Source organism: Porcincola intestinalis, from assembly GCF_009696445.1.
Lineage (GTDB): Bacteria > Bacillota > Clostridia > Lachnospirales > Lachnospiraceae > Porcincola > Porcincola intestinalis.
Map to the genome: position 1 here is coordinate 1 of NZ_VULZ01000018.1, position 25,558 is coordinate 25,558.

At 46.1% G+C, this 25,558-nt stretch carries 26 protein-coding genes, 1 tRNA gene and 1 pseudogene; 24 read left to right on the forward strand and 4 right to left on the reverse strand.

The window, feature by feature from the left end; genetic code table 11:
• From FYJ35_RS14475 to FYJ35_RS13140, 13 genes are all read left to right on the forward strand, one after another.
• A partial coding sequence (locus tag FYJ35_RS14475) for a hypothetical protein (protein ID WP_205839842.1) occupies positions 1 to 275 on the forward strand: 275 nt, incomplete at its 5' end.
• A gap of 224 nt (positions 276 to 499) precedes the next feature.
• Positions 500 to 1,933, forward strand: coding sequence for a recombinase family protein (locus tag FYJ35_RS13085; protein WP_328597093.1), 1,434 nt, complete (start codon positions 500 to 502; stop codon positions 1,931 to 1,933).
• 670 nt (positions 1,934 to 2,603) lie between these two features.
• The gene (locus FYJ35_RS13090; protein ID WP_154527276.1) at positions 2,604 to 3,305 is read left to right on the forward strand and encodes a DUF5027 family lipoprotein; all 702 of its coding nucleotides are present in this window, start codon (positions 2,604 to 2,606) and stop codon (positions 3,303 to 3,305) included.
• 11 nt (positions 3,306 to 3,316) lie between these two features.
• On the forward strand, positions 3,317 to 4,159 hold the full coding sequence (locus FYJ35_RS13095) for a hypothetical protein (protein ID WP_154527278.1): 843 nt from the start codon (positions 3,317 to 3,319) through the stop codon (positions 4,157 to 4,159).
• Entirely contained in the window at positions 4,146 to 4,979 is an 834-nt protein-coding gene (locus tag FYJ35_RS13100; protein ID WP_154527280.1) for a hypothetical protein, read from the forward strand. The genes FYJ35_RS13095 and FYJ35_RS13100 overlap by 14 nt, the downstream gene beginning before the upstream one ends.
• Positions 4,980 to 5,074: 95 nt before the next feature.
• Positions 5,075 to 5,734 (forward strand): ATP-binding cassette domain-containing protein, encoded by a 660-nt coding sequence (locus FYJ35_RS13105; protein WP_154527282.1) that lies wholly within the window; start codon positions 5,075 to 5,077, stop codon positions 5,732 to 5,734.
• A 47-nt stretch (positions 5,735 to 5,781) separates the two neighbouring features.
• Positions 5,782 to 6,402: a DUF5028 domain-containing protein gene (locus FYJ35_RS13110; protein ID WP_154527284.1), complete on the forward strand. Its 621-nt coding sequence runs from the start codon at positions 5,782 to 5,784 to the stop codon at positions 6,400 to 6,402.
• Positions 6,403 to 6,544: 142 nt separating this feature from the next.
• Positions 6,545 to 6,618, forward strand: a tRNA-Arg gene (locus tag FYJ35_RS13115).
• Positions 6,619 to 6,981: 363 nt separating this feature from the next.
• On the forward strand, positions 6,982 to 8,049 hold the full coding sequence (locus FYJ35_RS13120; RefSeq protein ID WP_154527286.1) for a DUF5688 family protein: 1,068 nt from the start codon (positions 6,982 to 6,984) through the stop codon (positions 8,047 to 8,049).
• Between the two features lie 152 nt (positions 8,050 to 8,201).
• Positions 8,202 to 8,438 carry a hypothetical protein gene (locus FYJ35_RS13125; RefSeq protein ID WP_154527288.1) on the forward strand — a complete coding sequence of 79 codons (237 nt, stop codon included), beginning with the start codon at positions 8,202 to 8,204 and terminating at the stop codon, positions 8,436 to 8,438.
• The gene (locus FYJ35_RS13130; protein WP_154527290.1) at positions 8,419 to 9,147 is read left to right on the forward strand and encodes a helix-turn-helix domain-containing protein; all 729 of its coding nucleotides are present in this window, start codon (positions 8,419 to 8,421) and stop codon (positions 9,145 to 9,147) included. Before FYJ35_RS13125 ends, FYJ35_RS13130 begins: the two co-directional genes overlap by 20 nt.
• Complete coding sequence (locus FYJ35_RS13135; RefSeq protein WP_154527292.1) at positions 9,144 to 10,001, forward strand: ATP-binding protein; 858 nt, start codon at positions 9,144 to 9,146, stop codon at positions 9,999 to 10,001. The genes FYJ35_RS13130 and FYJ35_RS13135 overlap by 4 nt, the downstream gene beginning before the upstream one ends.
• Before the next feature lie 153 nt (positions 10,002 to 10,154).
• Positions 10,155 to 11,144, forward strand: coding sequence for a tyrosine-type recombinase/integrase (locus FYJ35_RS13140; protein WP_154527294.1), 990 nt, complete (start codon positions 10,155 to 10,157; stop codon positions 11,142 to 11,144).
• On the opposite strand, the gene FYJ35_RS13145 is transcribed toward FYJ35_RS13140, so the two are convergent.
• Positions 11,071 to 12,759, reverse strand: a complete 1,689-nt coding sequence (locus FYJ35_RS13145) for a DUF4368 domain-containing protein (protein WP_154527296.1) — start codon at positions 12,757 to 12,759, stop codon at positions 11,071 to 11,073. The genes FYJ35_RS13140 and FYJ35_RS13145 overlap by 74 nt on opposite strands.
• Before the next feature lie 58 nt (positions 12,760 to 12,817).
• A complete protein-coding gene (locus FYJ35_RS15420; protein WP_154527298.1) occupies positions 12,818 to 13,027 on the reverse strand; it encodes a hypothetical protein in 210 nt (69 codons plus the stop codon).
• Positions 13,028 to 14,106: 1,079 nt separating this feature from the next.
• On the opposite strand from FYJ35_RS15420, the gene FYJ35_RS13155 reads away from it, so the two are divergent.
• Together FYJ35_RS13155 and FYJ35_RS13160 are read left to right on the forward strand one after the other, a co-directional pair.
• Entirely contained in the window at positions 14,107 to 14,979 is an 873-nt protein-coding gene (locus tag FYJ35_RS13155) for a DDE-type integrase/transposase/recombinase (RefSeq protein ID WP_205839843.1), read from the forward strand.
• Complete coding sequence (locus tag FYJ35_RS13160) at positions 14,972 to 15,778, forward strand: ATP-binding protein (RefSeq protein ID WP_154527302.1); 807 nt, start codon at positions 14,972 to 14,974, stop codon at positions 15,776 to 15,778. The genes FYJ35_RS13155 and FYJ35_RS13160 overlap by 8 nt, the downstream gene beginning before the upstream one ends.
• Positions 15,779 to 15,901: 123 nt before the next feature.
• On the opposite strand, the gene FYJ35_RS13165 is transcribed toward FYJ35_RS13160, so the two are convergent.
• Both FYJ35_RS13165 and FYJ35_RS13170 read right to left on the reverse strand, forming a co-directional pair.
• Positions 15,902 to 16,252, reverse strand: a complete 351-nt coding sequence (locus FYJ35_RS13165) for a hypothetical protein (protein WP_154527304.1) — start codon at positions 16,250 to 16,252, stop codon at positions 15,902 to 15,904.
• A gap of 138 nt (positions 16,253 to 16,390) precedes the next feature.
• Positions 16,391 to 16,774: a hypothetical protein gene (locus FYJ35_RS13170; RefSeq protein WP_154527306.1), complete on the reverse strand. Its 384-nt coding sequence runs from the start codon at positions 16,772 to 16,774 to the stop codon at positions 16,391 to 16,393.
• A gap of 370 nt (positions 16,775 to 17,144) precedes the next feature.
• Between FYJ35_RS13170 and FYJ35_RS13175 the strand changes: the two genes are divergently transcribed.
• The 9 genes and pseudogenes from FYJ35_RS13175 to FYJ35_RS13210 all read left to right on the forward strand — a co-directional run bounded on the left by FYJ35_RS13175 (position 17,145) and on the right by FYJ35_RS13210 (position 25,551).
• Positions 17,145 to 17,408, forward strand: coding sequence for an ATP-binding cassette domain-containing protein (locus tag FYJ35_RS13175; protein WP_154527308.1), 264 nt, complete (start codon positions 17,145 to 17,147; stop codon positions 17,406 to 17,408).
• 442 nt (positions 17,409 to 17,850) lie between these two features.
• Positions 17,851 to 19,215, forward strand: coding sequence for an IS4 family transposase (locus tag FYJ35_RS13180; protein WP_456300131.1), 1,365 nt, complete (start codon positions 17,851 to 17,853; stop codon positions 19,213 to 19,215).
• A 287-nt stretch (positions 19,216 to 19,502) separates the two neighbouring features.
• Positions 19,503 to 19,637, forward strand: a complete 135-nt coding sequence (locus tag FYJ35_RS14880) for a hypothetical protein (RefSeq protein WP_268892554.1) — start codon at positions 19,503 to 19,505, stop codon at positions 19,635 to 19,637.
• 668 nt (positions 19,638 to 20,305) lie between these two features.
• On the forward strand, positions 20,306 to 20,494 hold the full coding sequence (locus FYJ35_RS13185; protein ID WP_154527310.1) for a helix-turn-helix domain-containing protein: 189 nt from the start codon (positions 20,306 to 20,308) through the stop codon (positions 20,492 to 20,494).
• An 18-nt stretch (positions 20,495 to 20,512) separates the two neighbouring features.
• Positions 20,513 to 20,812: pseudogene (locus FYJ35_RS13190) on the forward strand (response regulator transcription factor); the annotation flags it as partial.
• Positions 20,813 to 21,090: 278 nt separating this feature from the next.
• Positions 21,091 to 21,792, forward strand: coding sequence for a response regulator transcription factor (locus FYJ35_RS13195; RefSeq protein WP_154527312.1), 702 nt, complete (start codon positions 21,091 to 21,093; stop codon positions 21,790 to 21,792).
• Positions 21,789 to 22,763, forward strand: a complete 975-nt coding sequence (locus FYJ35_RS13200) for a sensor histidine kinase (RefSeq protein ID WP_154527314.1) — start codon at positions 21,789 to 21,791, stop codon at positions 22,761 to 22,763. Before FYJ35_RS13195 ends, FYJ35_RS13200 begins: the two co-directional genes overlap by 4 nt.
• A 141-nt stretch (positions 22,764 to 22,904) precedes the next feature.
• On the forward strand, positions 22,905 to 23,648 hold the full coding sequence (locus tag FYJ35_RS13205) for an ABC transporter ATP-binding protein (protein ID WP_154527316.1): 744 nt from the start codon (positions 22,905 to 22,907) through the stop codon (positions 23,646 to 23,648).
• A gap of 1 nt (position 23,649) precedes the next feature.
• Positions 23,650 to 25,551 carry an FtsX-like permease family protein gene (locus tag FYJ35_RS13210; RefSeq protein WP_154527318.1) on the forward strand — a complete coding sequence of 634 codons (1,902 nt, stop codon included), beginning with the start codon at positions 23,650 to 23,652 and terminating at the stop codon, positions 25,549 to 25,551.
• Positions 25,552 to 25,558 lie beyond the last annotated feature (7 nt).

Here is a 25,558-nt window from a genome sequence, read left to right on the forward strand (position 1 = left end):
ATGGAGGTAATGCCATGGATTCTTCTACGATTGCTCATGATCTTCGCGCCAGGGAATGGCGCCAGATTATTCTAGAGGCCAACAACTCAGATATTCCCAAGAGCCAATACATCCGCGAACACCACCTGGATGATCTGATGCCATGGTCTGAAACATACAGAAAGTATGAGCAGGAACAGGCAGCGCAGGATCCATCCCTGGCGATCGGAGGGGAAGACCCTCCGCGGCCCAGGACTCCGCGAAAGAAAGACAAACAGCGGAGTGCCTGGTTATAGCAGGAGACCCTTCGCCATACATTAGCCTCAGACCGGACCACTCCGGTCTGTTTGGCATACCCTCAGCCTAGATTACCTGATTTACATGGCAAAGTGATTCAAGCGCACATTTTCAATGTGCAGGCCATCCGGCAGAAAGCCTGCCAGCACTTTACTTCAGGCTGCAAAAACTATAGCAGCAAATCAAGCCATTCCAAAGACGCCGATTATGTACCGCTCACGTTATATATGCCAGATATTCCTCATCTAACCAAAACGAGCAATCCATAGAAGGGCAGTTGCGGGATAATTATGCATGGGCAAAGCGGAAAGAGATCCTTGTTATAGGTGAATATATTGATAGAGCGATATCTGGGACAAAAGACAAGCGCCCAAAATTCCAACGCCTCATCTCTGATGCGAGCACGAGAAAATTCCAGCTTGTAATCGTTTGGAAGCTGGATCGATTCGCTAGAAACCGATATGATAGCGCGATTTATAAGGCAAAGCTAAAGAAATATGGAGTAAAAGTAGTGTCTGTCATGGAGAACATCACAGACAGCCCAGAGGGCATCATTTCCGAAGGCCTTTTGGAATCCATGGCAGAATATTATTCCGCCAATCTCTCAGAAAACACTAAGCGGGGCAAACGTGAAACGGCATTAAAAGGCCATTGGAACGGTGGTCACCTGCCGTATGGATACAAGGTAGAGAAAGGAAAACTGGTGCCAGATGAAAAAACGGCACCCATTGTACGCTACCTCTTTGAACAATATGCTTCAGGAAGAGCAAAGGCAGATCTTATCCGTGAGATGGAGTCGAAGGGGATAAAATCCCCAAATGGGAACCTGCTAACGTATGGAAGCTTTAATTCTGTCCTGAGAAACCCTGTATATATCGGAAAAGGTACGTTTAAAGGGGATATTGTTGAGGGGATGGCTGTCCCGCTAGTTGACGAAGAAACATTTAAAAAAGTACAGGCGCAGATTAAACTTCGATCCAGGGCTCCTGCTGCCCGAAAAGCAAAAGTCGAGTACCTTTTAAGCGGGAAACTATATTGCGGAACATGTGGAGAAGCTATGGTCGGAGTATCCGGAACATCGAAAAGTAAAATGATTTATCATTATTATCGATGTTCACACAGGAAACATCCCTACAGGTGTCCAAAGAAAAATGAGAAGAAGGAAGACCTCGAACAGTTTGTGGTCAATAAGACACTAGAGTATATTTTAGAGCCGGATCAAATTGAGTATATCTCAGAAAGAGTTGTACGGGAGTATAAAAAGAATTTCTCCGAAGTTCAAATACATGAATTGGAATCCAGGCTGAAAAAAATTGAGGGAGAACTTGACCGGCTTGTTGATACTCTTTCGGACGCTCCTAAATCCGTACATGGGAGAATTTATGCCCATATAGAGAATCTGGAAGTGCAGCGAGCCGATACGCAAGAAGATCTCTCAAAAATGAAAGTCGCTGCGGGTATAGGATTGTCGAAAGAAGAAGTGTCTGCCTGGCTGTACAAGTTTACAACAGGAGATATTAATGATGATAAATTCTGTCACAATATCATTGATACGTTTATAAACTCAGTTTATGTATATGACGATCATATAGTCATTTTCTATAACATTCGCAGCGGGATGAATGTAGAAAAAAAGAGATGGCCGTCTCTGATATGATATCAGAAACGGCCATGAAGGCAAATAAAGGTTCGTATTTGCCCTTAAAAACGTGCGCGAATGAATTCAAATACGAACACTATCTGGTCTTTGTTTCAGGGCTGCCGGGCTTAGTGGTCATGCGATCGCCAGAGGATAAAACAGTGCAAGGATGAATAGGATTAGCAGAAAAAGGAGGTGTCACTGACTCTGTGTCAGGATAAAATTTAAATAATGCACAATTTAAAACTATGTATTACGAAAATATTTATACAAGATATTAAAGATGTCACATAAAAGTACTTTTACAAAACGAAAGCTTAACTTAACAAAAAAATGGTATTTTTTTTGTGTACTATTCATGTTGAAGGGACATGTCTGTCGCGGTAGTATTGGGGTGTAAACGTTATTTTTATAGGTGTTGACGTTCATAGATAAAGTAATTCGGTGGAAATGAAACTTAATGGCAGCGTTATATTAAGCCTATATTTAGTATGATTGTTTCTGGGTATGTTTTGGATAGGAAGGAGTTAGACCCTTGTTCTAATACATAGTCACCACAGAAAGAGAGAGAAAGTATGTCATTGTGAATTGATGTCAAGGGAAAGGCAGTCTGTGTTAGACTGCCTTTCCTTATAATCATGATCTTACCTATAGGAACATCGACTTAAGGGGGATGGAGGGGATAAACTTGAAACTTCGACTTATGTCCTTAATGGCAGTTGTTATATACCTGCTCGCAGGATGTTCATCGGGACAGAAGGCAGATATGGCAGAAGCATACAAACCGATACTTGCAGAAAAGATACAAGCAGATTCTGGAAAGAAAGAGACACAGTCGGCAATGGAAAAGGAAAACGCGGAAACGGAAGAGGCAGAGTATGAAACCCGCAGCATGGCACAGGATAATGTCTCACTGGGGGAAAAATTTAATGATTCATTTATTGCCGCAGAGGGACAGTTGGCTTATACGGTCAAGAAAGCAACTGTTTTTGATAGCTTAGAGGAAGGGGCTCTGACAAAAGATGACTTTTCAGAAACAATCGATTTATATCTGGATTCCAGGGGACGGATTAGTTCGAAATGGAGACTGGTGTTGTTAGACATTGAGATTGAGAACATTGATGCGGTGGGATGGGTAAAGAAAGAGGTCTTTAACATAAATAACTTCTATCTTGAAAATATAAAAAATGAAGATATCTATGGGGCTGTATATTTCAGCGGGGCTTCTAATTCGCCGGTGGAAGGAGATCCTGGGTATTACAGACTGGCACAGGGAGAACAGACAGAGCTTACACTGGGGTATTTCGTTCCGGCGGCAGGAATAGAGGCAGGACAAATATGTGGTATGTATGCTGACAGAGTGATGCTGGATATCGGTTTAGCTGAATGAAAGGAAGCACTATGCGCAAATGTATCATTATGGAATTGAAGAAGGCCTTTTTTCAAAAGACTATGGCGGTAGTACTGGCCCTTCTTTTGCTGTTGGTCATACTCCAGGCAAGAGAAGCAATTGGAATCGGTCTACTCAGTTTACGGTATAAGGGGGCAGGAAATCCACAGCTAACGGCAAGTTCAGCTTTTGTGCGATGGATGGGGGCCGATACGTCTTCTTTTTGGAGCACCTTGTTCTACTTTATGTTTCCTCTATTCGCTACCTTGCCATTTGGCTGGTCGCTGTCAAGTGAGAAAAAAACCGGTTACACAGGCATTCTGATTGGACGTGTGGGAAGGAAGAAATATTTTACAGCAAAGGCAGTGGCAGTATTCTTAGCAGGGGCAGTGGTGATTCTGCTCTCCCTTCTTATGAACTTTCTATTGGTATCCATGTATCTGCCCTGTCTTACACCGGAAGTGGTCTATCCTTATGGTGCCTTGTTTCAAAAAAGTATGTGGTCAGGCTTATACTATGAGGAGCCTGGACTGTATGTGTTTCTATATATCCTGCTTGATAGTTTTTACGGAGGAGTTTTAGCGTTGCTTTCGGTAACGGCGGCTTTTTATGGGGCTGGCAGAACCACCGCTGTGCTGGTTCCATTCATTTTATATACAGCTATGGAATACATCGATTCGAATTTTTTGACTTTTCTGGGGACAGGTTATGATTTTTCTCCGGCAAAATTTCTTCGTGCAATGCCGATGGCAAACAACCATAACGGTTTGATTGCTGCTTCGGAGGCCGGCGTTCTGCTTTTATTTATGGTGTCAACGATTATGAGGAAGGGCAGGAAATATGAAGCTGTATAAGCTGATTATTTTTGATCTGAAGAATGGTATATGGGCAAAAAAAACTGTCTATCTGGCTGTTGTTGCCATAGGACTGCTTGTATTTCTTGATTTTTCTGCACATTATCATGCCTGCTATGGAGAAAATGTGTTCTCAGGAAACCTGACTTTGGCTGATTGCCTTCTTTACTGCTTTTCCGGACGCAGGCCACATAGTTTGGATGAGCGAATATTCCTTCTGCCAATCGTCTATTTCCTGCCATTTCTTGCTTCAGCACTTCTTACGCTGAATTATCCGATGGAGAATTTACGCGGAAGGTATGGCATACAAGTGTTTATTCGGATAAGAAATCGAAGATGGTGGTGGTTTGCCAAGGAAGTCTATGTTGTGATTTCCACATGCTTCAGTTTTTGTCTTTTTTATCTGACTTTGTTTCTTTTGTCTTTGCTGGTAGGGCTTTCGTGTACACTTTGCTTTTCAAACGAGGTTCTCCTCAATTTACAGGATTATGTTTTTATGACAGACCCATCAACCTTCGAGCTCGTTATACAGCTTTTCTTTCTGCCACCATTGACCGCTGCTGTATTCAATTTATTCCAACTATTTCTGAGCTTGTATATGAATCGTCTTGGTGCCTTCGCTATTGTGGTAGCAGTTCTTCTGGTTTCTACCTATGTGCAGAATCCATTGCTGCCGGGAGTGTATACAATGGTGATCAGAAGTATCTGGGTTGATGGGGGGAAGGCAGTGCAATCCACAGGGGTTTTGCTCAGCCTGGTTTATATGGCGATACTGACGTTGGCCGGCTGGCAAAGGATGAGAAGATTCGACATCATGTAAAATAGTCTGAATATCTACGGGATGGATAGAAGCAGATACGGGCAGATGCGAAAATAATACAATATCTGCGTCGATCTTCAGAAAGGACAGGCGGTATGCTTTGTATTAATCATGTGAATAAGACCCTGAAGGATAGGAAGGTTTTAAATGACATATGTGTGACATTTGAGAGGGGCAAAATCTATGGATTAAGGGGAATCAACGGAAGCGGCAAGACGATGCTGATGCGTATGGCGGCCGGTTTGATTTTTCCAGACAGTGGAAGCGTGTCTATTGATGGCAAGCAGTTGGGAAAGGATCTGTCCTTTCCTGAAAAGATGGGAGTGCTGATTGAGAACCCGGCTTTTTTGAACGCTTACACAGGACGCAGTAACCTGGAGCTTTTGAATTCCTTGAGTGAAGAGGCCCATCCAGAGGATGTAGAAACTGCATTGCTCCGGGTGGGATTGGATCCGGAGGACAGGCGAAAGTATCGGAAATATTCTCTTGGTATGAAACAGCGTCTTGGAATCGCAGCAGCTATTATGGGGCAACCGGATCTATTGCTTCTGGACGAACCCATCAATGCATTGGATGAGGAAGGCATCGATCTTTTTGAACAAATCATACAACAGGAAAAGGATAGAGGAGCTATGGTACTAATCACTTGTCATGATGATGAGCGCCTGAGAAGATGGTCGGATGTAATTGTTGAGGTTGTGGATGGACGAATTGTCAGCCTCAAAGAAGCAGTCGGTCACAATATCGAGAATTAATAGCAGGGATCCAGAAGAGAGGGAGATGGAAGGAGTGAAAACAGACAATGACAAATATAGATACCGTTAATAAAGGGAAAAGAGGAAGACATACGGTTGTAATTTTGCTGTTGTTTTTTCTTGCTTCCTTCGCAGGCATGTATGTGCAGTCCTACAGAAGCGTCAACCAACGCTGGAAAGATGCTGAGACTGTGGTGTACCCTATGGGGGAAAAGGTCTATCCGGATGAGGATATACTGATGGATTTCACTATGAAGGGATACGCTTTTCGGGTTGACAAAGCTGAAATTTTGGAATATCAGGATTATCTGACGAAATACGGTGGAGAGGACGAGTATACCTTCGCACCTGATAGGGTGTATGACGTAACTGTCACGTTGTATAATGAAAATGCAATGGATGGGGTCGGTATCAACTTACAGGATATTTATATTGGCGGAAAAGCCTGGTACGCTAGCCTAAATACTCTGCTTTTGGAACTGGCGAATCCAAAGCTGCAGGGTTCAACAGCAATTGCTCTGAGAGAGAACAGTGAGATTCAGATTCACCTTCCTTATGGTTTGAACAAAGAGACATTCAGGAAAGAGAACTGGGAAAATATGAATGATATGGAGGCAAATCTGATAGTAACGTTGTATCCAACAAAGAAAATGATCAAGTTGGTTTGAAAGCAAGATCATACACCGGATAGTCAAAGTTGCTGAGACTTTACTAAATAACTCCTAAGGTGATTGCGAACCGTCTGCCTACCGGAAAACTCATATCGGCTGTGAGTTCGAAAAAAGAGCCGAAATTGTCAATTTTATACAAGTCCTCGTAGCTCAGCTGGATAGAGCGCGCGCCTCCTAAGCGTGAGGTCGGAGGTTCAAATCCTCTCGGGGACGCTGAAAATTCCGCGGAAAATCAAGGTTTTTTGGTTTTCCGCTTTTTGTATCTCTCCATAAAATTCACTTGATTTCTGTTAGCCAGCTAACACCGCAAGCCGGGAGTTCAAAACCTTCCGCCTTTGTTAGCCAGCTAACGTGTTAGCAAAACCCCCTCTTTTTTGCTAACAAAAATCGTCGTTTTGCTAACAAGAGCAAAAATCACTTAAAAATCCTGCTAACAAAAAAGTTCGATTGCACGAGTTCAATGCCGTGATACTCCGTATTTTTTGATCATTTGTTCTACCTTACATAGGCCGGTTAGACCCTCTTTTGAGGCGATCTGACCGGTCTTATTTTATTTCACGCAAAGGAGGACGACAGATGAATTATGAGCAGTTTCTGGAACAGATAAAAGAAGATCTGACAGCACGTTTTGTCACAGATCTTCCGCCGGAGTATGCCGATGTGAGGATCGGGATTCGGGACGTGGAAAAGCTCCAGGGGGAATCCTATCGCGGGCTTTCTTTCCGAAACGGGGATTCCCGGGTAGAGGTCGATCTTAACCTGAATCCTGCATTTCAGGCCTATGAAGCCGGAAAACCCTTTCAGGACCTTGTGAAGGACGTACAGATGCAGATCATGGAAGCGCTTGACCGTACCCCGAAGATCGACATTGATGAACTCAGCAAGTATGAGACCATCAAGCCGAAGCTGATGATGGAGATCATTTCGCAGAAAGGAAACGAGGACAAACTGCAGAAGATTCCCCATCAGAAGGTGGAGGACCTGGCGCTGATCTATCGCGTGGACATGGGTGGCAGTGCCGACGGCAGGATGACCTCCGTTGTCACCAACCGGCAGCTGGAGGCTTTCGGGATCACCGCGGAACAGCTTCATCAGGATGCCCTGGAAAACGCGCCGATCACCCATCCGGCCTCTCTGTGTTCCATGCGGGAAGTGATGGCGGAGATGACGGGCACAGAGCCGGAAGAGCCGGCCATGCTGGTGGCGACCGTGGAAGATGGCTTTATGGGCGCTTCCGTCATCCAGTATCCGGGGTTCATGGAGCAGGCGGCGGAGCAGGTCGGCGGTGATCTCTTTGTCCTTCCCTCTTCCATCCATGAGGTGCTCCTGATTCCGGATGATGGGAAAGCGGACTTCCATGACCTGGAGGCGATGGTGCAGTCGATTAATGAGGCGCAGGTGGCCCCAGAAGAGAGACTCTCCGATCATGTTTATCACTATGACAAGACGAATCGTGTTTTTGAGCTGGCGGAGAAAACAGCAGCGAGGAATCTGGCACAGGAAAGGGAAAAGAAAGCAGCAAGGGACGGAGCAGAAAAGAAGCCTTCTGTTCTTGCACAGCTCGGAGAAAGGAAGAAAGAGGCAACGGGTCATGAACCGAAAGCAAAAACATCGGAAAGGACTGCACCGGAAGCGGCCTTATAAAGTGATTTTCACAGGAACATGCCAGAACAAGGGAGCGTTGGAAGCCTGCTGCAAAAGGCGGATCCCGCTCCCTTTTCTTATGTCCCAGGGAGGACGGATCAAATGAAGAACGAAGGGATACCCTTCCGGGTATCAGAAAGGGAGGGCGCGAAATGAGGTTTACCGATGGAAGGATGGGGGCCATCGAAGCGCTGATGCGGGAGACGCCGGGCTGTGACCACTATGATGACGGCTGCGATGGGAGATTTTCGGAGTGCAGGAACTGCCGATATCACACGCCCTATTCGCTCCGGGGAGACTGCGCTTTTGAGGAATGCCCTTACCTGGTTCCGGCAGCATCTTCCGGGAGAAAGAAAGGCGGTGGGCGTCATGGCTGTTTTCCGGGTTGAAAAGAATGCCAACTACACCACCATGTGTAACTATCACCTGCGGGATAAGAAGCTGAGCCTGAAGGCCAAGGGGCTGCTTTCGTTGTTCCTCAGGCTGCCGGATGAATGGCATTACAGCATCCGGGGCATTGCCGCGATCAGCAGGGAAGGCGTGGACAGCATCAATACGGCGCTCCAGGAACTGGAGAAAAACGGGTATCTCATCCGCAGCCAGAAACGGCAGGAAAACGGGCGCATGGGGGAGATCGAATACGTGATCTATGAGATGCCGGAGGGAACTTTGCTCAATGGGGCTTTGCCGGAGGGGGCTTTACCGGATACAGGATCACCGTATACGGAAAATCCGGATACGGGTCTTTCGGATACGGAAAACCCAAGAGAAATAAAGAAAGATAGAACAAGTACAGAAAGAACAAATACGGAAATAAACAAGAAAAGAGAGAGGAAGCATCCGGTCCGCCACCGCTATGGCCAGTACCGGAACGTGCTTCTTACGGATGAGGAGGTGGAAAAATTGAAAAACGAATTCCCGAATGATTACCAGAACCGCATCGAGCGCCTGTCGGAGTACATGGCTTCGACCGGCAGGATCTACAAAAATTACCTGGCCACGATCCGCAGCTGGGCAAGGCGTGATAGGCAGAAAGAGAGGGAAAAGAAGTCCTATGATCATGGGAATTACCAGTTTTCTGCCGGGGAGAGCTTATGAAAGAGCTGCTGGAAGGCTTTTTAAGCAGGCTGGAAACGGAGACAACGCCAAAGGAGGGAGAATACCTGGGTGACGACGGCCTGCTCTACTGCGGGAAATGCCATACGCCGGTGCAGTGCCGGAAGGAACTTTTCGGAAAGATGCGGATCCTTCCCTGCACCTGCAGGTGCAGGCAGGAGGAGATGCGGCGGCAGAAAGAGGCGGATGAAGCCAGGGAGCGGATGAACACCATCCATCGGCTGAAAGCAACAGGTATTCAGGAGCGCCACCTGCTGGACTGGCGGTTTGATGTGGCAGAGGAGACGGATACGATCCGTTGGGCGAAACATTATGTGGAGAACTGGAGGAAAGTCAGGGACAAAAACCTTGGCCTTTTGCTTTGGGGAGATGTCGGAACCGGCAAGTCCTTCGCGGCAGCCTGTATTGCTAATGTGCTGCTGGAACAGGCGGTCCCGGTGCTGATGACCAACTTTTCCAGGATCCTGAACCAGATGGGGGCCATGTATACGGAGGAGCGGTACCAGTACATTGCGTCCTTCAATCACTATTCCCTGCTGATCATTGATGATCTGGGGATCGAGCGCAGTACGGAGTATGCGAAGGAGCAGGTCTATGCCGTGATCGGCGAACGCTATAAAGCGAATCTTCCGCTGATCATCACGACCAACCTGACGATCCGTGAGCTTCGGAACCCGGCAACGGTTGCGGACGCACGGATCTACAGCCGGGTGCTGGAAATGTGTACACCGGTGCAGGTCAGCGGCGGTGACCGCAGGCAGGCCGTCAGCAGACAGAAACAGGAGCTGGTGAAGGATGTCCTGTTCTCAGGGAAAGGAGGGGAAGTCAGCCAATGAGTACAAAGGCAACCGTGATCGCCTGTGTCAACCAGAAAGGGGGACGGGTTATGGAAAGCTATAGATTATGAAAAGTTAATGACACCAAAACCCTTTCCTATGCGAATTATCAGTTGATTTACTTCTCATAATCCGACAGGATTTCTTTGTCTCATGACAAAAAATCGTGAAGGAGGTAAATCAATCATGAGGACTTTATTATTACCGGAGCTCGCTGATAAAACATTTGTGGCTCTTAAAGAAGCAGGGGCTTCCAGCTACTATCAGACGACTTTTCAAACAGTTGCAAGACAGTTTATCCGCTACGCTACGGAGAAAGACGCCCAGACATTCAGCATGGATCTCGGCCTGCAGTTTCTGGAAGATCACTATTCCATGTCGGAAAGAATACGAGAAGGAAAGTTCTGTTACCAGTATCTGCGCTCTATCAATGCTATGGCAGAGTATCAACAAAGTGGCAGTGTGATCCTTTATCTCGCAAAAGACATGCGGAATTACGTCTTCCCTGATGTCTTTAAGGAAAGTGCGGACGCCTATCTCGCATATCGAAAGAGCATCGGTTTCAAGAAAAAATCAGTTCAGACATTCAGTCTCTATCTGGAGAGATTTTTCACCTTTCTTGACGGAAAGGGCATTCGCTTACTGAATGATATCGGTATCAGGGATGTGTACGCCTTTATGGATTCCTTATCTGCCTGTTATGAAAAGCCCACGATCAACCATACAATGCGGGCGGTCCGCTACTACCTGAAATACTGCTATGATAACCAGCTCATGGAACAGGAACTCTTTCCAAAGATCCCAAACCCTCACTATAACAGACAGAGCAGAATTCCTTCTGTTTATTCAGAAGAAGAAGTCAGAAAGCTTCTGTCCTCTATTGATCAAGGCAATCCTTGCGGATTGCGCGACTATTCCATCATTCTGCTGATTACCCGGCTTGGCCTCAGGAGCAGTGATGTGGCAAATCTCCGTTTTTCCAACATAGACTGGGAAAACGAAAAAACCTCATTAATGCTAGGCTTTTATAAGGACACTTCCGGTTTAACGGTAAGCAGTACAGTTTATTTTATGGCTGTACTGCTTTTCCACGCCATAACGTTATGTTTGACTTGTCAAAAGAACCGATATGATTGTAGATAATCTCTATCTCCTGCAAACGCTTCCCGCTGCTCTTATCAGCCTCATGGACGATGATCCTATCGATAAATTCATGCAGGATCTCAGGCGTAAGTTCCGGAATCTCCGTGTATTTCCGGACAATATGCAGGAATCTTTCTACATTAACCGCCTGGCGTGATTCTTCTTTAAGCCCTGCAGATAAAACAGTTTCCTCTTCTTGCAGAGACGCCTGCTCCACATCATATCCCTTTGTCAGCTTCATAAAACGTTCATCTGATAATTTCCTATGGACATTATCTTCATAAACCCTTTGAAATAACTGATCAAGTTCCCTGTACCGGTTCTGGATTTCCTCCAGCCGCCTGTTTTTTTGCTCGATGTCTCTGTGCTTCTCTTTGTAATCTTCGTCCATGATCATTTTTGTAAATTCATCCTCATAGGACGAGACATAGGAAACAACTTCACGGAGATTTTCAAGCACAATCTTTTCCACAACAGCATAGCGGATATAGTGCATGGTACAGTTGCCCGGCCCCTGACGATAACGGCCACATACAAAGTTATACTGACCTATAGAATCAGAAACCCGTCGCTGCAGGAACATCCGGCTTCCACAGTCCGCACAGTAGAGCATTCCGCTGAGGATCGGCATCTTGCCCATCCGGGTAGGCCTGCGCCGTCCCTTGCGTATTTTCTGTACAATAGAGAAGGTTTCTTCGTCAATGATCGGTTCCTGCGTGTCCCTGAAGATTTTCCATTCTTCCTGCGGATTATTCACTTTCTTTCGATTCTTGTAAGACTTGATATGGGTCTTGAAGTTTACGGTTTCTCCGAGATAATCCCTTCGTTCCAGTATGTTGACGACAACAGTAGACGACCACCCGTAGGGAGAGGTTGGAAGATGAGAAATTGGTTTCATCCCTTTCGTGATCATGTAGTGAGTAGGGCAGAGAATTTTCCGTTCCGCCAGCATTTTCGCAATCCGTGCCGGCCCGTTTCCCTCCACACACAGTTGAAAAATTTCGCGTACGACTTCGGCCGCCTCCTCATCAATCAACCAATGCTTCGGGTTATCCGGATCTTTTCGGTATCCATATGGTACGTTGCTGGTCATATGCTCCCCGGCAAGTCCTTTGGCTTTCTTGACAGCCCGGATCTTTTTGCTGGTATCTCTGGCGTACCACTCATTGAATACATTCCGAAATGGCGTCAGCTCATTTTCACCCTTGTCACTGTCCACGGCGTCATTGATCGCAATGAAGTGAATGTCGTGATCTGGAAAAAGGATTTCCGTATACATTCCGACTTGAAGATAATCTCGCCCCAGTCGGGACATATCTTTGACAATGATCCTTCGGATAGATCCGTCTTTGACACCGGCGATCATTTTCTCGAAACCCGGCCTCCGGAAATTTGTACCAGAATACCCGTCGTCAATGAAATAGAGATAGTTCTGAAAGCCATGCTCCACGGCATATTGTTTTAGAATCCGCTTCTGATTAAAAATACTGTTGGAATCGCCTTCCTGTTTGTCATCCTGTGACAGACGGCAGTAGAGAGCGGTAACGGAAGCCTCTGTATCTGCAGCGATTATGTTTGACTGTTTTGTCTCATTTCCTCCTTTCCCGACAGTCAAACAGATCTTCAGCCATTCCTATTATACCGCCGCATGGATGCTTCCGTCCGCTGCGTTTTCACTGTTTCTGCCGTTCTGCATTTCCTGTATGAAGATCGGATTTCCTTTTCCTATATTCTGCCAGGATCATTTTCTGGATCTTTGCAGGAGCCCGTTCCTTTGCCTGTTCAAAGCCATAAGAGCGGACAAGAAAGGTCGTATTTCCTATCGTATATGCTGAACAGGATGGTTCCTCCAGCATCCGGAAGGAATTTTTGTCATTCATCATGTGTCACTCTCTTTCATACTTGTATGGTTCGTTAAAAATAACAGATCAGACGGCCCTGACAGAGCCCACGGGAATCTCACCCCTGCGTGGTTCTCACCCAGCCGTACCCATTGCCTTTGGTGCAGTATCATCACTCAGACTGTGGCTGTACGGGAGTATCATTATCCATGATGAAAAGTCATCGCTGCGGTCCTGTCAGAGACCGCCTGCGGAACGCTGGTCAAAATCGCTCGCCTCGTTTCATCCCTCCTTTCACGGGTCATGGCGCACCAGTCCGACGGCTCGTTTCCATCATAAAGTATCTGAACTGTTGTTATACTGCGCTGATTGGGCGCTTTCTTTGTCAAGGAACAATCTGCACAGAAGAGGACAGGAGGGAAAGGAAAATCAACTGCCTGTCTCGCTATACAGGCTTACCCGTCAAATCCGACGAGATAAGCAATCAGTTTTGCCTGCAAAAGACTTTTCATGCAGCTATCGGTCTGAACTGCTGTTAGCATCGGATTTTTATAGCCAATAAAAACATCGGATTAAATCAGCCACATGATCATCGGATTAAAAAAGCCATTGCCAGTCATCTAGGTTCTGATTAAGCTAGTGAATGACCAATACACCAGTTGACAGGATCAATGAACAAAGAAGACATTAATGGCAATGACCTTCAGACAATCATAACACACGGTCTCAATGAGATAAAAGAAAAGCTTGGGCCGAATTTCGATATCAGGAAGGTCAATCTCGCTGAGATGCAGCGCATTACGGGAGTTTCCCGTGCGAAACTGCGGCGTCTCAAGAAAAATAACTTTATAGTCAGTCCTCATGGCCGGACAGGCCAGAAGGCGGACAGAACTGTCCTTACGGGGTTCACCGATATAATCGACGACCTGCTTCGGCAGAATGTTACAAATGCTTAAGTGATTTACAACCGCCTGAAAGAAAAGTCCTATACAGGCGGCATCACGCGGATACGTGTTTACATAGAGACACACAGGGATCTGGTCCCGGCTAAAAGGCAGCAGGTCTCCCCACAGGGCAATCGCGGACGGAGATATTCAACTCCGGCTGGCGACAGTTACCAGATGGACTGGGGTTTTATTGATGTAGGGACCAGCGCTGGCGGCACTTACCGACTTGCCTGCTTCGTCATGGTCTGCCATCACTGCGGCATGTGTTACATCGAGTTCTTTACCAACGCCCGGCAGGAAAACCTGTTTATAGGCATGCTGCATGCTTTCCAGATGATGGGCATTCCCAGTTACGTCCTTACTGACAACATGAAAAGTGTTGTGATCAGACGTGCATCTGACGGAAGCCCGATCTGGCAGAAGGATTACGAGCGTTTCATGAACACAGTGGGTTTCGAAACAAAACTCTGCAAACCCAGACATCCTTTTACAAAAGGTACCTCAGAGAGGCTGGTACGCTTTGTGAAGGAGAACTTCCTCCCGGGAAGAATCTTTACAGAGCTGACAGACCTTAACTATCAGGCAGATCACTGGTGCTTGGAGCAGAACAACCGGTACCATCAGTCTCATGACTGTGTCCCGTTTCAGATGCATGGAAAGGAATGCAGTCAGAAAACAACCAGGCTGGAACTTACTGATGAGATCCGGTTCTATCTGGCTCCGGAAAGAACGATCTCCTTCGATGGGTTTGTGGCCTATGAAGGCCGGAGGTTTGGTGTACCTTACGCTTATGATCAGAAGACCTGTCGTGTTATGCGTGATGGCTACACGCTCTACATTTACGATCAAAAAATGCAGTATGAGCTTACGCATCATAATGTAACGTGGAGCAGAAAAGATTCATTCTGCGCAGACCAATATCCGAAGCTTGAACCCGAGGAAGAGCCTACAGCGCCTGTCAAAGCAAGCATTTATCAGAAAGAATCATCATGCCACGATCCATGGTTTGATCAGTTCAATCTGGAGGAGGGCAGATGGCATGAATAAAGATGCAACCCTTTTCTTCAGAGAAATCGGGGTGATGGCAAAGGATCTCAAACTGGATGCAACTGCTGAAGAGATCGCCTGCTTTGCCCAGAATAATAATCTCAGCTATGACAACGTTTACTATATCCATAAACTCTTTAAACTTATGGATGAGAAAAAGCGCAGGCACATCGTAGAGATGATGTTGAATCTGAGCCGGCTTCCTATGAAGCATCCGTGTACGTTTGAAAGCTTTGATTTCACACGCTTTCACGGGCACGAGGCAGATGAACCTGAGAATCTCCAGACTTTATCTATGTTGGAAGCCCGTCAGAATCTGCTCCTCGTCGGTCCGCAGGGCGTTGGTAAAACCCATCTGGCTATGGCCATCGGCCACAAATGCTGTGAAAAGGGGCTCAAGACCTATTTCCTGAAGGCATCTGAGCTAAATGATAAGTTCACGGCTGCTCTGCTGGATGGACAGCGTGAAAAGATAATCCGCCGTCTGATTAAACCGACCTGCCTGATCATCGATGAATTCGGTTATTGTGATTTCGATAAGGAAAACACACGCCTTTTCTTCGATGTAGTGGATCGTCGGTATAGCAAAGATGCGCCTAATACAATGATCCTTACCAGCAATGTAGAGCCCGATAAATGGATCGATTTCTTCTCTGATGAGGAAGCACTAAAAAGTGCAATGGATCGCTTTTTTGATCAGTGCCTTGTTATCTCATTGCATGGTAACAGCTATCGAGGTTCAGGACGGAGAAAAATAGACATCCATGTCGGAGACCAACTATCAACAATGAATAATTAATAAAAAAGGAGCTGCTGGTGTATTGGCTCTATTAATCCGATACTGATTGGTTGTTTTAATCCGATGCTGAGTGGCGATTTTCGCCCGATGACAACACCAGCAACGTCGTAGGTCCGGAAAAGATCACAAAAAACAGCAGGGACAGTCCCGCGAACATGATAAGAAGCTCCTTTCGGGATATGCGCTCCTTTTCCGAAGCCGCTTCCTTTGCTTCCTCAGGGCTGTTCTGCCCCAGACGGCAGGCAAGGCTGTGACGGCGGCCAGCAACAGAAGAAGGAGGATGAGAAGAGGGTTAATCCCAGTGATCCACGCGATCAGGTCTTTCAGGAAGAAGAGATAAGGATGGTTCACGTAATCAGCCGCAATCCAAAGCATGATGTTTCCAACAATCAGAAATACAACCGGGAAAACCAGTAATTTAACGAGTCTGTTGATTCGTTTGCTGTTTTTGCTCTGTTTCGTTTCAGCTTCCATACCTTCCTCTTCCCCTCTGCGCATATTTTTCTCAAAACAGTTTCGACGGTTCATCGATACCGCCTCAATGCCCTGTGCTTTTCTCGAAATCATCTGTCTGTCCAAATGGGCGAAACTGCCATGTTATCAGCGAGTCCCTTATGTATGCAGACCCAGCTGTTCCAGCGTAATGCCTTCTATGTCATGTAGCCGAAAGAAGGAGCACCATTCACTCCTGTCATTGACACGAAACTCTGTTCCGTCCGGCGCGGTATAATAGCCCATACTCCCCATGCGGTCTGTCTCCCTGCATCCAAGCTTTAAAAGCTCATCACCGGTCCAGTCATGATCCGTCAGAAACAGCGCTTCCAGATTCTGTTCTTCCAGCACAACTGCCTCACGGAAAAGATTGACTTCCGCCACCTGCCAGGGAGTAACTTTCCCTTTTCCATATTGATGAATGCAAACCATCATGTCAATTGTTACGATTACGACAAGTGCGGTCAGGATTCCCAGCAGCCATTTTAATAATCGTTTCTTCATCAATCAGCTCCTCCATGAAGGCCAGGCAAAGCAAGTCCAAATTCCTCTGAATTTTCCTGAAATCACGAAACAGTGATTTCCCCTCTGTCTTTTTTGCAGGAAGTTCATAGATTGGTGTTTTTGCAAGGGGCAAACGAGGCAGAGAAAAACTGTCTTAACATCTGAGAAAGAACATAGATATATAGACTTATTATATCCTCACAGGTGCAGAGAGGTCTACTTGTTAACAACAGGATTTATATCAGTTTGGCATATTCCCGCGGCTTTGTAAAATCCACTATGATATTTTATCAAAACTTTAAGGTACACATATGGAGCGTTTAAGTTCTGATGCTATTCTTCTCCTGACAACAGAGATGGAGGTAAGTTTATGCAGCCAAACAAAGAAACTGTATTAGAAGTCAGCGAACTCACTAAAAAGGTTGATCGGATGATACTTGTCGATCATCTGAATTTCAGTCTTGAGAAGGGGGATATTTGTGGTTTTTTGGGAGAGAATGGGGCTGGGAAGGCCACGACGCTCCGTATGATGACACACCTTATTTTCCCAACATCCGGCGATGTTCTGATCCATGGACACTCAATAAGAACAGACACACGAGTAGCACTCTCTCAGGGATGTGGACTCCAATGAAATCCTGCAAAAAATGATTCCGATCGGCCTCGATGAAACCCATGGGTATAGATATACAGAAAAGAACATGATGTATGAAATGTTTTACGGGACCAATGCGCTGGTAAGTTTTCTTTGTAGCTATCTTGGCATTGTCTTTCTTCTGATCTGTGCGGCACTTCTGGCGCTAAAGCAACTGACAGAGACGACGGACAATGTTTATCGATATGGATTGCTGCAAAAGCTGGGAACGACACGCAGACAAATTAACCGGACACTTTTTATACAGACGGCTGTCTTTTTTACTGAAACTTCCCACACGGGAAATGTCTGAGAACCTTGAAAACTCAATATCTTAGCCGATAAAAAAGGGCGTAAGCCCCATACCTTGGTACAATAGATTCGACGAAAAACCAATCACACCTTGGAGGACTTGCGCCATGTCTATTGTACCATTTGATGCTTGCAACAAAAGAAAATTTCCAACTCAATCTCACGATTTATCCATGATTTCAAGGTCGGCTCCCTCTTGAAGAAATGTAACTGCAAGAAGGAAAAGGGCATCCCTTTCATGACGCTGTTCACCTACATTCTATGCAATGTCTTCCGTGACAGGAGTATGTACATGCAGAAGAGAACTGGTAGCTTTAAAGAGGATTTTTCCAAGAATGCCTATTATCGTTTTCTCCGCAGTGCTCATTCTAACTGGCTGCGTTTCACGACAAAACTTTCTGAGAAGATCATCAACGAGCATCTGCGCGGGCTGACTTCCAAAGACAGAGCTGACTGTTTTGTTGTTGATGATTCGCTCTATGAAAGGATTGGTTTCAGGCATACAGAACTGGCATCCAAAGTGTTTGACCACGTCAGCATGAAGTTCAAAAAAGGATTCCGCTTGATGACATTGGGCTGGACCGATGGATGCTCCTTTATTCCGATCAACTTTTCCCTGTTAGCGTCTTCGAAAAAAGAAAACATCCTGGGAGAGGTGAAGTCTTATGACAGGCGCTCGCTTGGAGGAAAGAGAAGAATCATGGCGCAGAGCAAAGGAACAGATGTCATGATCCAGCTGATTGACGAAGCCATAACAGCTGGGCATAAAGTCCGATATGTTCTCTTTGATAGCTGGTTTTCCAATCCTCATCAGATCGTAGAACTGAAGGATAAGGGACTGGATACCATCGCCATGGTCAAGGTCAGTTCCAGGATCAGCTATGAGTTCAACGGTGAACGCCGGAACATCAAACAGATTTATAACAGCTGCAAAAAGCGCCGTGGCCGTTCAAGATATCTTCTGTCCGTTCCCGTAAAAGTTGGACAGGATAAAAAAGACGGTCATTCTGTGGATGCCAGGATCGTCTGCGTCAGAAACCGTATAAACCGGAAAGACTGGCTGGCTCTGATTTGTACAGATCTGTCTCTGAGTGAGGAAGAAATCATCAGGATTTATGGCAAGCGTTGGGATATAGAGGTCTTCTTCAAAACCTGCAAGAGTTTCCTTAACCTTGGATCTGAGTATCACGGACTTTCCTATGATGCTCTTACTGCGCATGTGGCACTGGTATTTACCAGATACATGATGATGTCGGCCGCAAAACGCGATGATGAAGATGAACGCACACTTGGGGAGCTCTTCTATTTTATGGTGGATGAAGTGGCGGATATCACATTCAACCAATCCATGAGGATCCTGGTGGACGCCATGCTGGCAAGTATAAAAACAGTTTTCCGGGCTTCGGAAAAACAGATTACTGAATTCATGAACGATTTCATTAGCCGCCTTCCAGAATATATGCAGAAATCTCTTCTGCCAAACGCCGTTGCATGAAATGATAATTTTTGCCAGTTAAACTATTGAGTTTTCAAGGAGCAAGCCCACTTTTGATGTGGGAAGTTTGAGTTTTTTACCCTTCCTTTAATGGTCGCATGGGTCTACTCGGCTTTTTTGATCAGCAAGGGAATGGCTGTCGTGGAAGAGTTTATGAATATTCATATCTCAACCAATATCGGTTTGACAATAATTCTGTTCCTCATTATTTATGGAGGATATTTTCTTGCAACCTATCTGGCCAGCAAACGGATCGTGACAGAGTAAAAGAAAACGGAGGGATGAAGATGTTTGAAAATGTAAATTGGAACGGTGTATTTCAGAGTATAGTTGACACATGGCTGCCTGTAATCGGAGTTATTGTCGCCGCGATTGTGATTTCTGTCATTGTCCACGTGATACGGAAAAAGAGAAAACACTGAGTTATGGGATAATTTGACTGATATTAATCTTCACATCAGGAATATAGAACAGCGGCGCTCTTGGAAATGCAAGAAGCTGCTGTTTTTGTTCTTGAAGATCTCACCTCAACTGTAAAACGAGAGGGGTTGCATCTCGTTTTGCAGTTGAGGAGACAAAAAATGACAAAAGAAAGTTGTAAGTGGCGTTCATGGATAACGTAAACGCCGCTGGATGCAGGTACTGCATCATTATCGCGGACAAAGGCTTCTATTCCAACCAGAACGTGTCGGTTTTGTTGAATGCCAGAAGGCGGTACATTCTTCCACTCCGGGGAGGATTCTATCAATGTCATACTGGCGATCCGCCACATTGAGCATATCGACTCATGCTAACTATGATTGTTGCCTTAATAATAGAAAGTGTTGTTTTTGAGGATAATAAAAGAAGTCCAGGAGAATTTGGCTCGTTTTCGAAGGCGTGGCAGGGCAAAAACTCAGTTTCAGGGAAGGAGTAAATCTTCTGGATACGAATCACATAACCTTTGATCTGTGGCTGAAACAGGAATGATATAAGTAAAACTGTTATTATAGTTGGCGGAAACATAAAAACCGTTAAACTATCGCCTCTGTTAATCTGGTATCTTTCGAAAGAACGAAGTATAATAGCTTTTGTTGGAGGTGCAAGTGGTATGGACTACATGACATTGAAAGAAGCAAGTAGCATATGGGGCATTTCACCCCGGATGATAAATTACTACTGCACAGCAGACCGAATCGCTGGCGCTGTCAAAATGGGGACGGTATGGCTGATCCCAAAAGATGCGAAAAAACCTATTGATGGCAGGACAAAGCCAGGACGGTGGCGAGAGCATGAATAAGATTTTAGTGATTCACGGGAAGAAACAGAGGCTGATTGTTGCTATTCTGATCGAGATGGATTGGAGAAGTTAAAGGAAAACGAGTATCAGCTTGTCATTCCTGACGTGATGATGCCCGGATTTGACGGCTTGGAAACTCTGGTACAGATCAGAAAGGAAAGCAGCGTCCCCGTTCTGATGTTTACGGCGAAAAAAGGCAACATATCAAAGGCGCGAGGCCTGCGGGCCGGAGCCGATGATTATCTGACAAAGCCTTTTGTCATGGAGGAATTGCTGGCACGCATTATCTCCCTGATCCGCCGCTATACACGGTTTAATCTAAATATGCTACCTTGCCGGAAGGAAGCACTTTGGCAGCATTGATAACAGTGGTAATTATGGCATTTATTTCTATACTTAGCATATGCCTTGTGCCTTATTCTTATGAGAGGGCAACTCAAAGCGATAAGAAAGTTACTGTTAAAAAACCGGTACAACTGAGCGGCGCAAAATGCAAAACGTGATTTACAATGGAATCAATCGCTGTATGATAGAGATTTCAGATTATTCTTAACCTGAAGAAGTTACTATTTGTCACAGGAGGGAGGAACAACCGTTTGTCGTATAAGATCACAATCATTGAAGATGACCGGGCGCTTGCAGAGCAGATTTCCCAGTTGCTTTCCCGCTATGGTTATGACTGCACAGAGGCAAAGGATTTTTCAATCATTGATCGGCAAATCGAAGTGGAACAGCCGGATCTGATCCTGCTGGATATCAATCTGCCGAAATATGACGGGTTTTACTGGTGCCGGAGTCTGCGGGAGCGTACAAAAGTTCCGATTCTGATCATGTCGGCTCGAAATAGCACCGCAGATCAGATCCGCGGGATGGACTCCGGCGCGGACGATTATATCACAAAACCCTTTGATCCCGATGTACTGCTCGCCAAGGTAAATGCTATCATACGCCGTAATTATGGAGAATTAAAGCCTGAGAACGCAGACCATGGAGAGGAGAAATGCGGTGTTATCTTCTGGGAGAACCGGCAGACCGTAGCATGCAGAGGGAAACAAACAGAGTTGTCCTTTACGGAGAACAGTCTGTTCCGCGTGTTATTTGCTGCATTTCCTGATGCTGTGTCCAGAGGAGAGTTGTTCATGCAGGTCTGGGACGATGATTCCTTCGTGGAGGAGAACACTTTAAATGTCAACATCCGCAGGCTACGTGAAAAGTTTGTCGCCGCAGGATTGCCTATAGCAATCCGGGTGGTCCGCTCTTTCGGTTATAAGCTGATCATTGGAGGTGACAATACATGAAGCTGTTTCTGAAAGACCATTTGGATATCATTCTCCTTTATTTTTTTAATGCCGTTTTTCTGTCTTATGGCTATCACCGGTTGGATGGGTTTCAGACAGCGGACGGCATTTGTTATTTCCTGTTTCTGTCTTTGTTCCTGTTTCTGATGTTAATGGTGCTGCGGTATATCCGCAAACGAAAACTTTACCAGACACTGAATCGCGTGCCGGATTTTCTGGAAGATATGGTTGAGACGAAAACGACAGATGATGAATCTAACGCCTTTTTCCGCTATAACAGGAAATGTTATGAAATCTATCAGCGTCAAATGAATACATGGCAAGAAGAAAATAGCCGGTGGCAGAGCCACCTGATGCAGTGGATCCATCAGATGAAAACCCCTGTCAGCGTGATTCGTCTGATGGTACAGAATGATACAAAGCAGATAGACACTTTCGGTGTGCTGTATGAACTGGATCGTCTTCAGAACCAAATGGATCTTATGCTGGGACTTGCCCGTTCCGGACAGGTCAAAAACGATCTGGTAATTGAGGAAATCTCTTTAGGGGAATTGCTGCAGGAGGTCATCCGAAAGAACAAACGGCTTTTTATCCAATATCAGGTACTTCCGCAAGTGACATGCGGGGATCAGACTTTGATTCATAGCGACAGGAAGTGGCTGGCCTTTGTGATAGAACAGCTGCTCCACAATGCAGTCAAGTATTCTTCGGCGGGCTCCGGGATTACGATTCGCACGAAAAAGGAAGGAGAACATGTTTCTCTTGCCATACAGGATGAAGGCGTCGGCATCCGCCCGCGGGATCTTCCCCGGGTCTTTGATCTCTATTATACAGGTTCTAACGGGCGGGAAAACGACCAGTCCTCCGGCATCGGATTATATTTGGTGAAAACAGTATTAGATAACCTGGGCCATAAAATTGAAATTGAGTCAGAGACAGGAAAAGGAACCGTTGTTTCGATTGCGTTTTGAAGCAAAAAAAGCATACCTTATTCGCAGAAAGTGACAGTTCGTGTCACTTTCTGTCACTTTAAAAAATGGTTTCCGTATCTCTTCTTCAGTAAGATCACAGTGTAAACAGTAACAGGATCAAAAAGAAAGGAATTATCTTGCATGAATGTATTATCTGTCGACCAGGCAACGAAGATATACGGAAACAAAGTTAAGGTTCGGGCGGTGGATCATTTGTCGTTGTCGGTTATGGAAGGTGAATTTGTCGCTATCATGGGGCCTTCCGGAAGTGGGAAATCCACCTTTTTGAACCTGATTTCCGGCATCCTGCCGCTGACCTCCGGTGAAATCCGCATCGGAGAAGAAGATATCTCCCGGCTGAAAGAAGAAGAAGCCGCCCGATTCCGCAGGGACAAACTGGGGTTTGTCTTTCAGGACTATAATCTGGTGGACACCCTGACGATCGGGGAGAATATCATGCTGCCGCTTATGTTTCAGCAGAAGGACCCGGGTAGCATGCGCAAGGAGGCGCATATCTGCGCGGAGAAGCTGGGAATCGATGCGGTCTTTGACAGCAGGACTTACGAGGTTTCTGGTGGTCAGGCCCAGCGAGCCGCGATTGCCCGCGCGATCATCCATCATCCCAAGCTGCTCCTTGCAGACGAGCCCACCGGGAACCTGGATTCTGCTTCGGCGGAACAGGTGATGCGGATGTTCGCCGCACTGAACACGGAAGAGCATGTCTCTTCCATTGTTGTGACCCACGACCCTCGGACGGCAAGCTTTTGCGGGCGGGTGGTGTTCATCCGGGACGGAAAGGTCTTTCACGAGCTTTACCGGGAGGACAATCAGCTTCAGTTTTATGACGAAATTCTAGGAGTCCTCAAGTTTCTGGGAGGCGCGTGATATGACCTTTGGACAATTTGTGCGAAACAACGTACTTCGGGATAAGGAAAACTATGCAGCCTACTGGCTGAGCAGTATCTTTACGGTGGTTGTTTTTTTCGTCTTCTCTGCAGACCGTCACCATCCTGAGCTTTCCACGGACCCCTCTATTAAGGATATGATGAGCTACGCACAGGTGGCAATTCTGATCTTTTCCATTGGCTTTTTAGCCCTGTCTATTCTTGCCTTCATCAAGGAAAAAAGGCAGACTTACGGAACCTTGCTGATGATGGGCATGAGTAAAAGGCAGGTGCGGCGCATGGTTTTTCTGGAGAACCTGCTGATTGGTGCAAGCGCTGTCGCGACCGGGGTATTGATCGGACTGGTATTTGCCCATCTGACCGTGATGATGATGGCAAGATTCCTGCACCTGAGTGAAATCCGATATGTATTTCCGTGTCAAGCCATCCGGGACACGGTCATTGGCTTTTTAGCAGCCTTTGCCGTGGTCAGTCTGTTTCAGGGAAGGAAACTCACAAAAATCCCTGTCCGGGAACTCATTTCAAGCAGGGAAAACGAGGGCAGGGATATGAAATTCCACCCCTCCCTGGCAATCCTGGGCATAGCATCGCTGATCTTTGGCTATCTACTGACATCGTTCCATGAGATCCCATGGATTCGTATCTTTTTAGAGCAGAATGAAATACTGGTAAAAAATATTGTCCCCATGATTATCGGCCTTGTGTGCGTTGGACTGTTCTTGGTGTTCCGGGAATTTGTATTTCTGTTCCTTGATGGAATCCGTCACCGTTCAAATCGATATCTGCAGGAAGGAAATGCCATCTGGGTCTCCGGGCTGCGGGACAAGCTGAAAAGTTCTGTCACTACGATGTTTATATCCACTGTTATGCTGACGATGGCTTTTTCCTCTATTATCACATGTATTTCCATTATAGCCTCCGTGCGTAAAGACATCACGGCAATGAATCCGGCTGCAATCCTCTATATGTCCTTTGAAGGAGATCATGAGGCGGAAGAAAGCACGGAATTGATTGGACAGGTCCTGCGGGAAAACGGCGTGGACTATCAGTCCTACCGGTATGACATCCTGGAATACGGCGATGATGAAATGTATGCCAATAAATTGCTTCGAGCTACCGATTACAACCACCAGACCGGGAGCAACCTTGCCCCAGCGGACGGGCAAGCCATTGATATCTCCGGCGGAAAGCCGAAGACTGCAAGGATTACAGCCACAGATTCGGATGTCCTGGATGTAACCGGTTCTGCCGCACCATGGCTGGAGTTTCATCGACGGAATCATTCTTATGTTGTAAGCGACCACACCTATGACAGCTTTCTGTCTTCCGGGAAGATGAATATTGTAACGGTATACGAATATCAGGCGGATGATGAGGCTTATGCAGAGGAAGTACGTTCCGCCAGCCGCATCCTGACGGAACGAATTGCATCCGGTTACGGGACTCCCCGAATGTTTCTTGCAAGGATCATAGATATGGATCTGCAGGAGTATGAGTATAGGCTACTTGGATATGTGGCATTTCTTTTCTCTCTGATTTTTATAGTGGCCTCTGCCAGTCTGCTCTACTTTCGTCTGGTCAATGACGCAAGAGAGAATCTGCCTCAGTCAAAAAACCTGTTTCGGTTCGGCCTGTCAGTACCACAGATCCTGAAGGTTCAGAAACGGCAGATGCGCATATTGTTCCTGCTGCCATTGGCGTTCGCCGTACTGTCCACCTTCTTTGCCATGAACTTTATGATTAACATTGAGGCGGCTTCTACCCACATTTTTGTTCGTGCTGCGGTGATTTTAGTGCCGTTAATCTTATTGGAACTGGGATACTTTACTTTACTGAACCGACGTTTTGAATGGAACCTGCGCAGATATTTGGCAGTAGAATAGAAAAAAG

Bases quoted from the DNA above. Each gene is read 5' to 3' on its own strand.
- FYJ35_RS13120 (WP_154527286.1), top strand. From the start codon at position 6,982: ATGAATTATGAGCAGTTTCTGGAACAGATAAAAGAAGATCTGACAGCA.
- FYJ35_RS13210 (WP_154527318.1), top strand. From the start codon at position 23,650: ATGACCTTTGGACAATTTGTGCGAAACAACGTACTTCGGGATAAGGAA.
- FYJ35_RS13135 (WP_154527292.1), top strand. From the start codon at position 9,144: ATGAAAGAGCTGCTGGAAGGCTTTTTAAGCAGGCTGGAAACGGAGACA.
- FYJ35_RS13165 (WP_154527304.1), bottom strand. From the start codon at position 16,252: ATGGAAGCTGAAACGAAACAGAGCAAAAACAGCAAACGAATCAACAGA.
- FYJ35_RS13130 (WP_154527290.1), top strand. From the start codon at position 8,419: ATGGCTGTTTTCCGGGTTGAAAAGAATGCCAACTACACCACCATGTGT.
- FYJ35_RS13110 (WP_154527284.1), top strand. From the start codon at position 5,782: ATGACAAATATAGATACCGTTAATAAAGGGAAAAGAGGAAGACATACG.
- FYJ35_RS13170 (WP_154527306.1), bottom strand. From the start codon at position 16,774: ATGAAGAAACGATTATTAAAATGGCTGCTGGGAATCCTGACCGCACTT.
- FYJ35_RS13105 (WP_154527282.1), top strand. From the start codon at position 5,075: ATGCTTTGTATTAATCATGTGAATAAGACCCTGAAGGATAGGAAGGTT.
- FYJ35_RS15420 (WP_154527298.1), bottom strand. From the start codon at position 13,027: ATGATGAATGACAAAAATTCCTTCCGGATGCTGGAGGAACCATCCTGT.
- FYJ35_RS13125 (WP_154527288.1), top strand. From the start codon at position 8,202: ATGAGGTTTACCGATGGAAGGATGGGGGCCATCGAAGCGCTGATGCGG.
- FYJ35_RS13095 (WP_154527278.1), top strand. From the start codon at position 3,317: ATGCGCAAATGTATCATTATGGAATTGAAGAAGGCCTTTTTTCAAAAG.
- FYJ35_RS13185 (WP_154527310.1), top strand. From the start codon at position 20,306: ATGGACTACATGACATTGAAAGAAGCAAGTAGCATATGGGGCATTTCA.
- FYJ35_RS13160 (WP_154527302.1), top strand. From the start codon at position 14,972: ATGAATAAAGATGCAACCCTTTTCTTCAGAGAAATCGGGGTGATGGCA.
- FYJ35_RS13175 (WP_154527308.1), top strand. From the start codon at position 17,145: ATGCAGCCAAACAAAGAAACTGTATTAGAAGTCAGCGAACTCACTAAA.
- FYJ35_RS13100 (WP_154527280.1), top strand. From the start codon at position 4,146: ATGAAGCTGTATAAGCTGATTATTTTTGATCTGAAGAATGGTATATGG.
- FYJ35_RS13205 (WP_154527316.1), top strand. From the start codon at position 22,905: ATGAATGTATTATCTGTCGACCAGGCAACGAAGATATACGGAAACAAA.
- FYJ35_RS13155 (WP_205839843.1), top strand. From the start codon at position 14,107: ATGGACTGGGGTTTTATTGATGTAGGGACCAGCGCTGGCGGCACTTAC.
- FYJ35_RS13200 (WP_154527314.1), top strand. From the start codon at position 21,789: ATGAAGCTGTTTCTGAAAGACCATTTGGATATCATTCTCCTTTATTTT.
- FYJ35_RS14880 (WP_268892554.1), top strand. From the start codon at position 19,503: ATGTTTGAAAATGTAAATTGGAACGGTGTATTTCAGAGTATAGTTGAC.
- FYJ35_RS13140 (WP_154527294.1), top strand. From the start codon at position 10,155: ATGACAAAAAATCGTGAAGGAGGTAAATCAATCATGAGGACTTTATTA.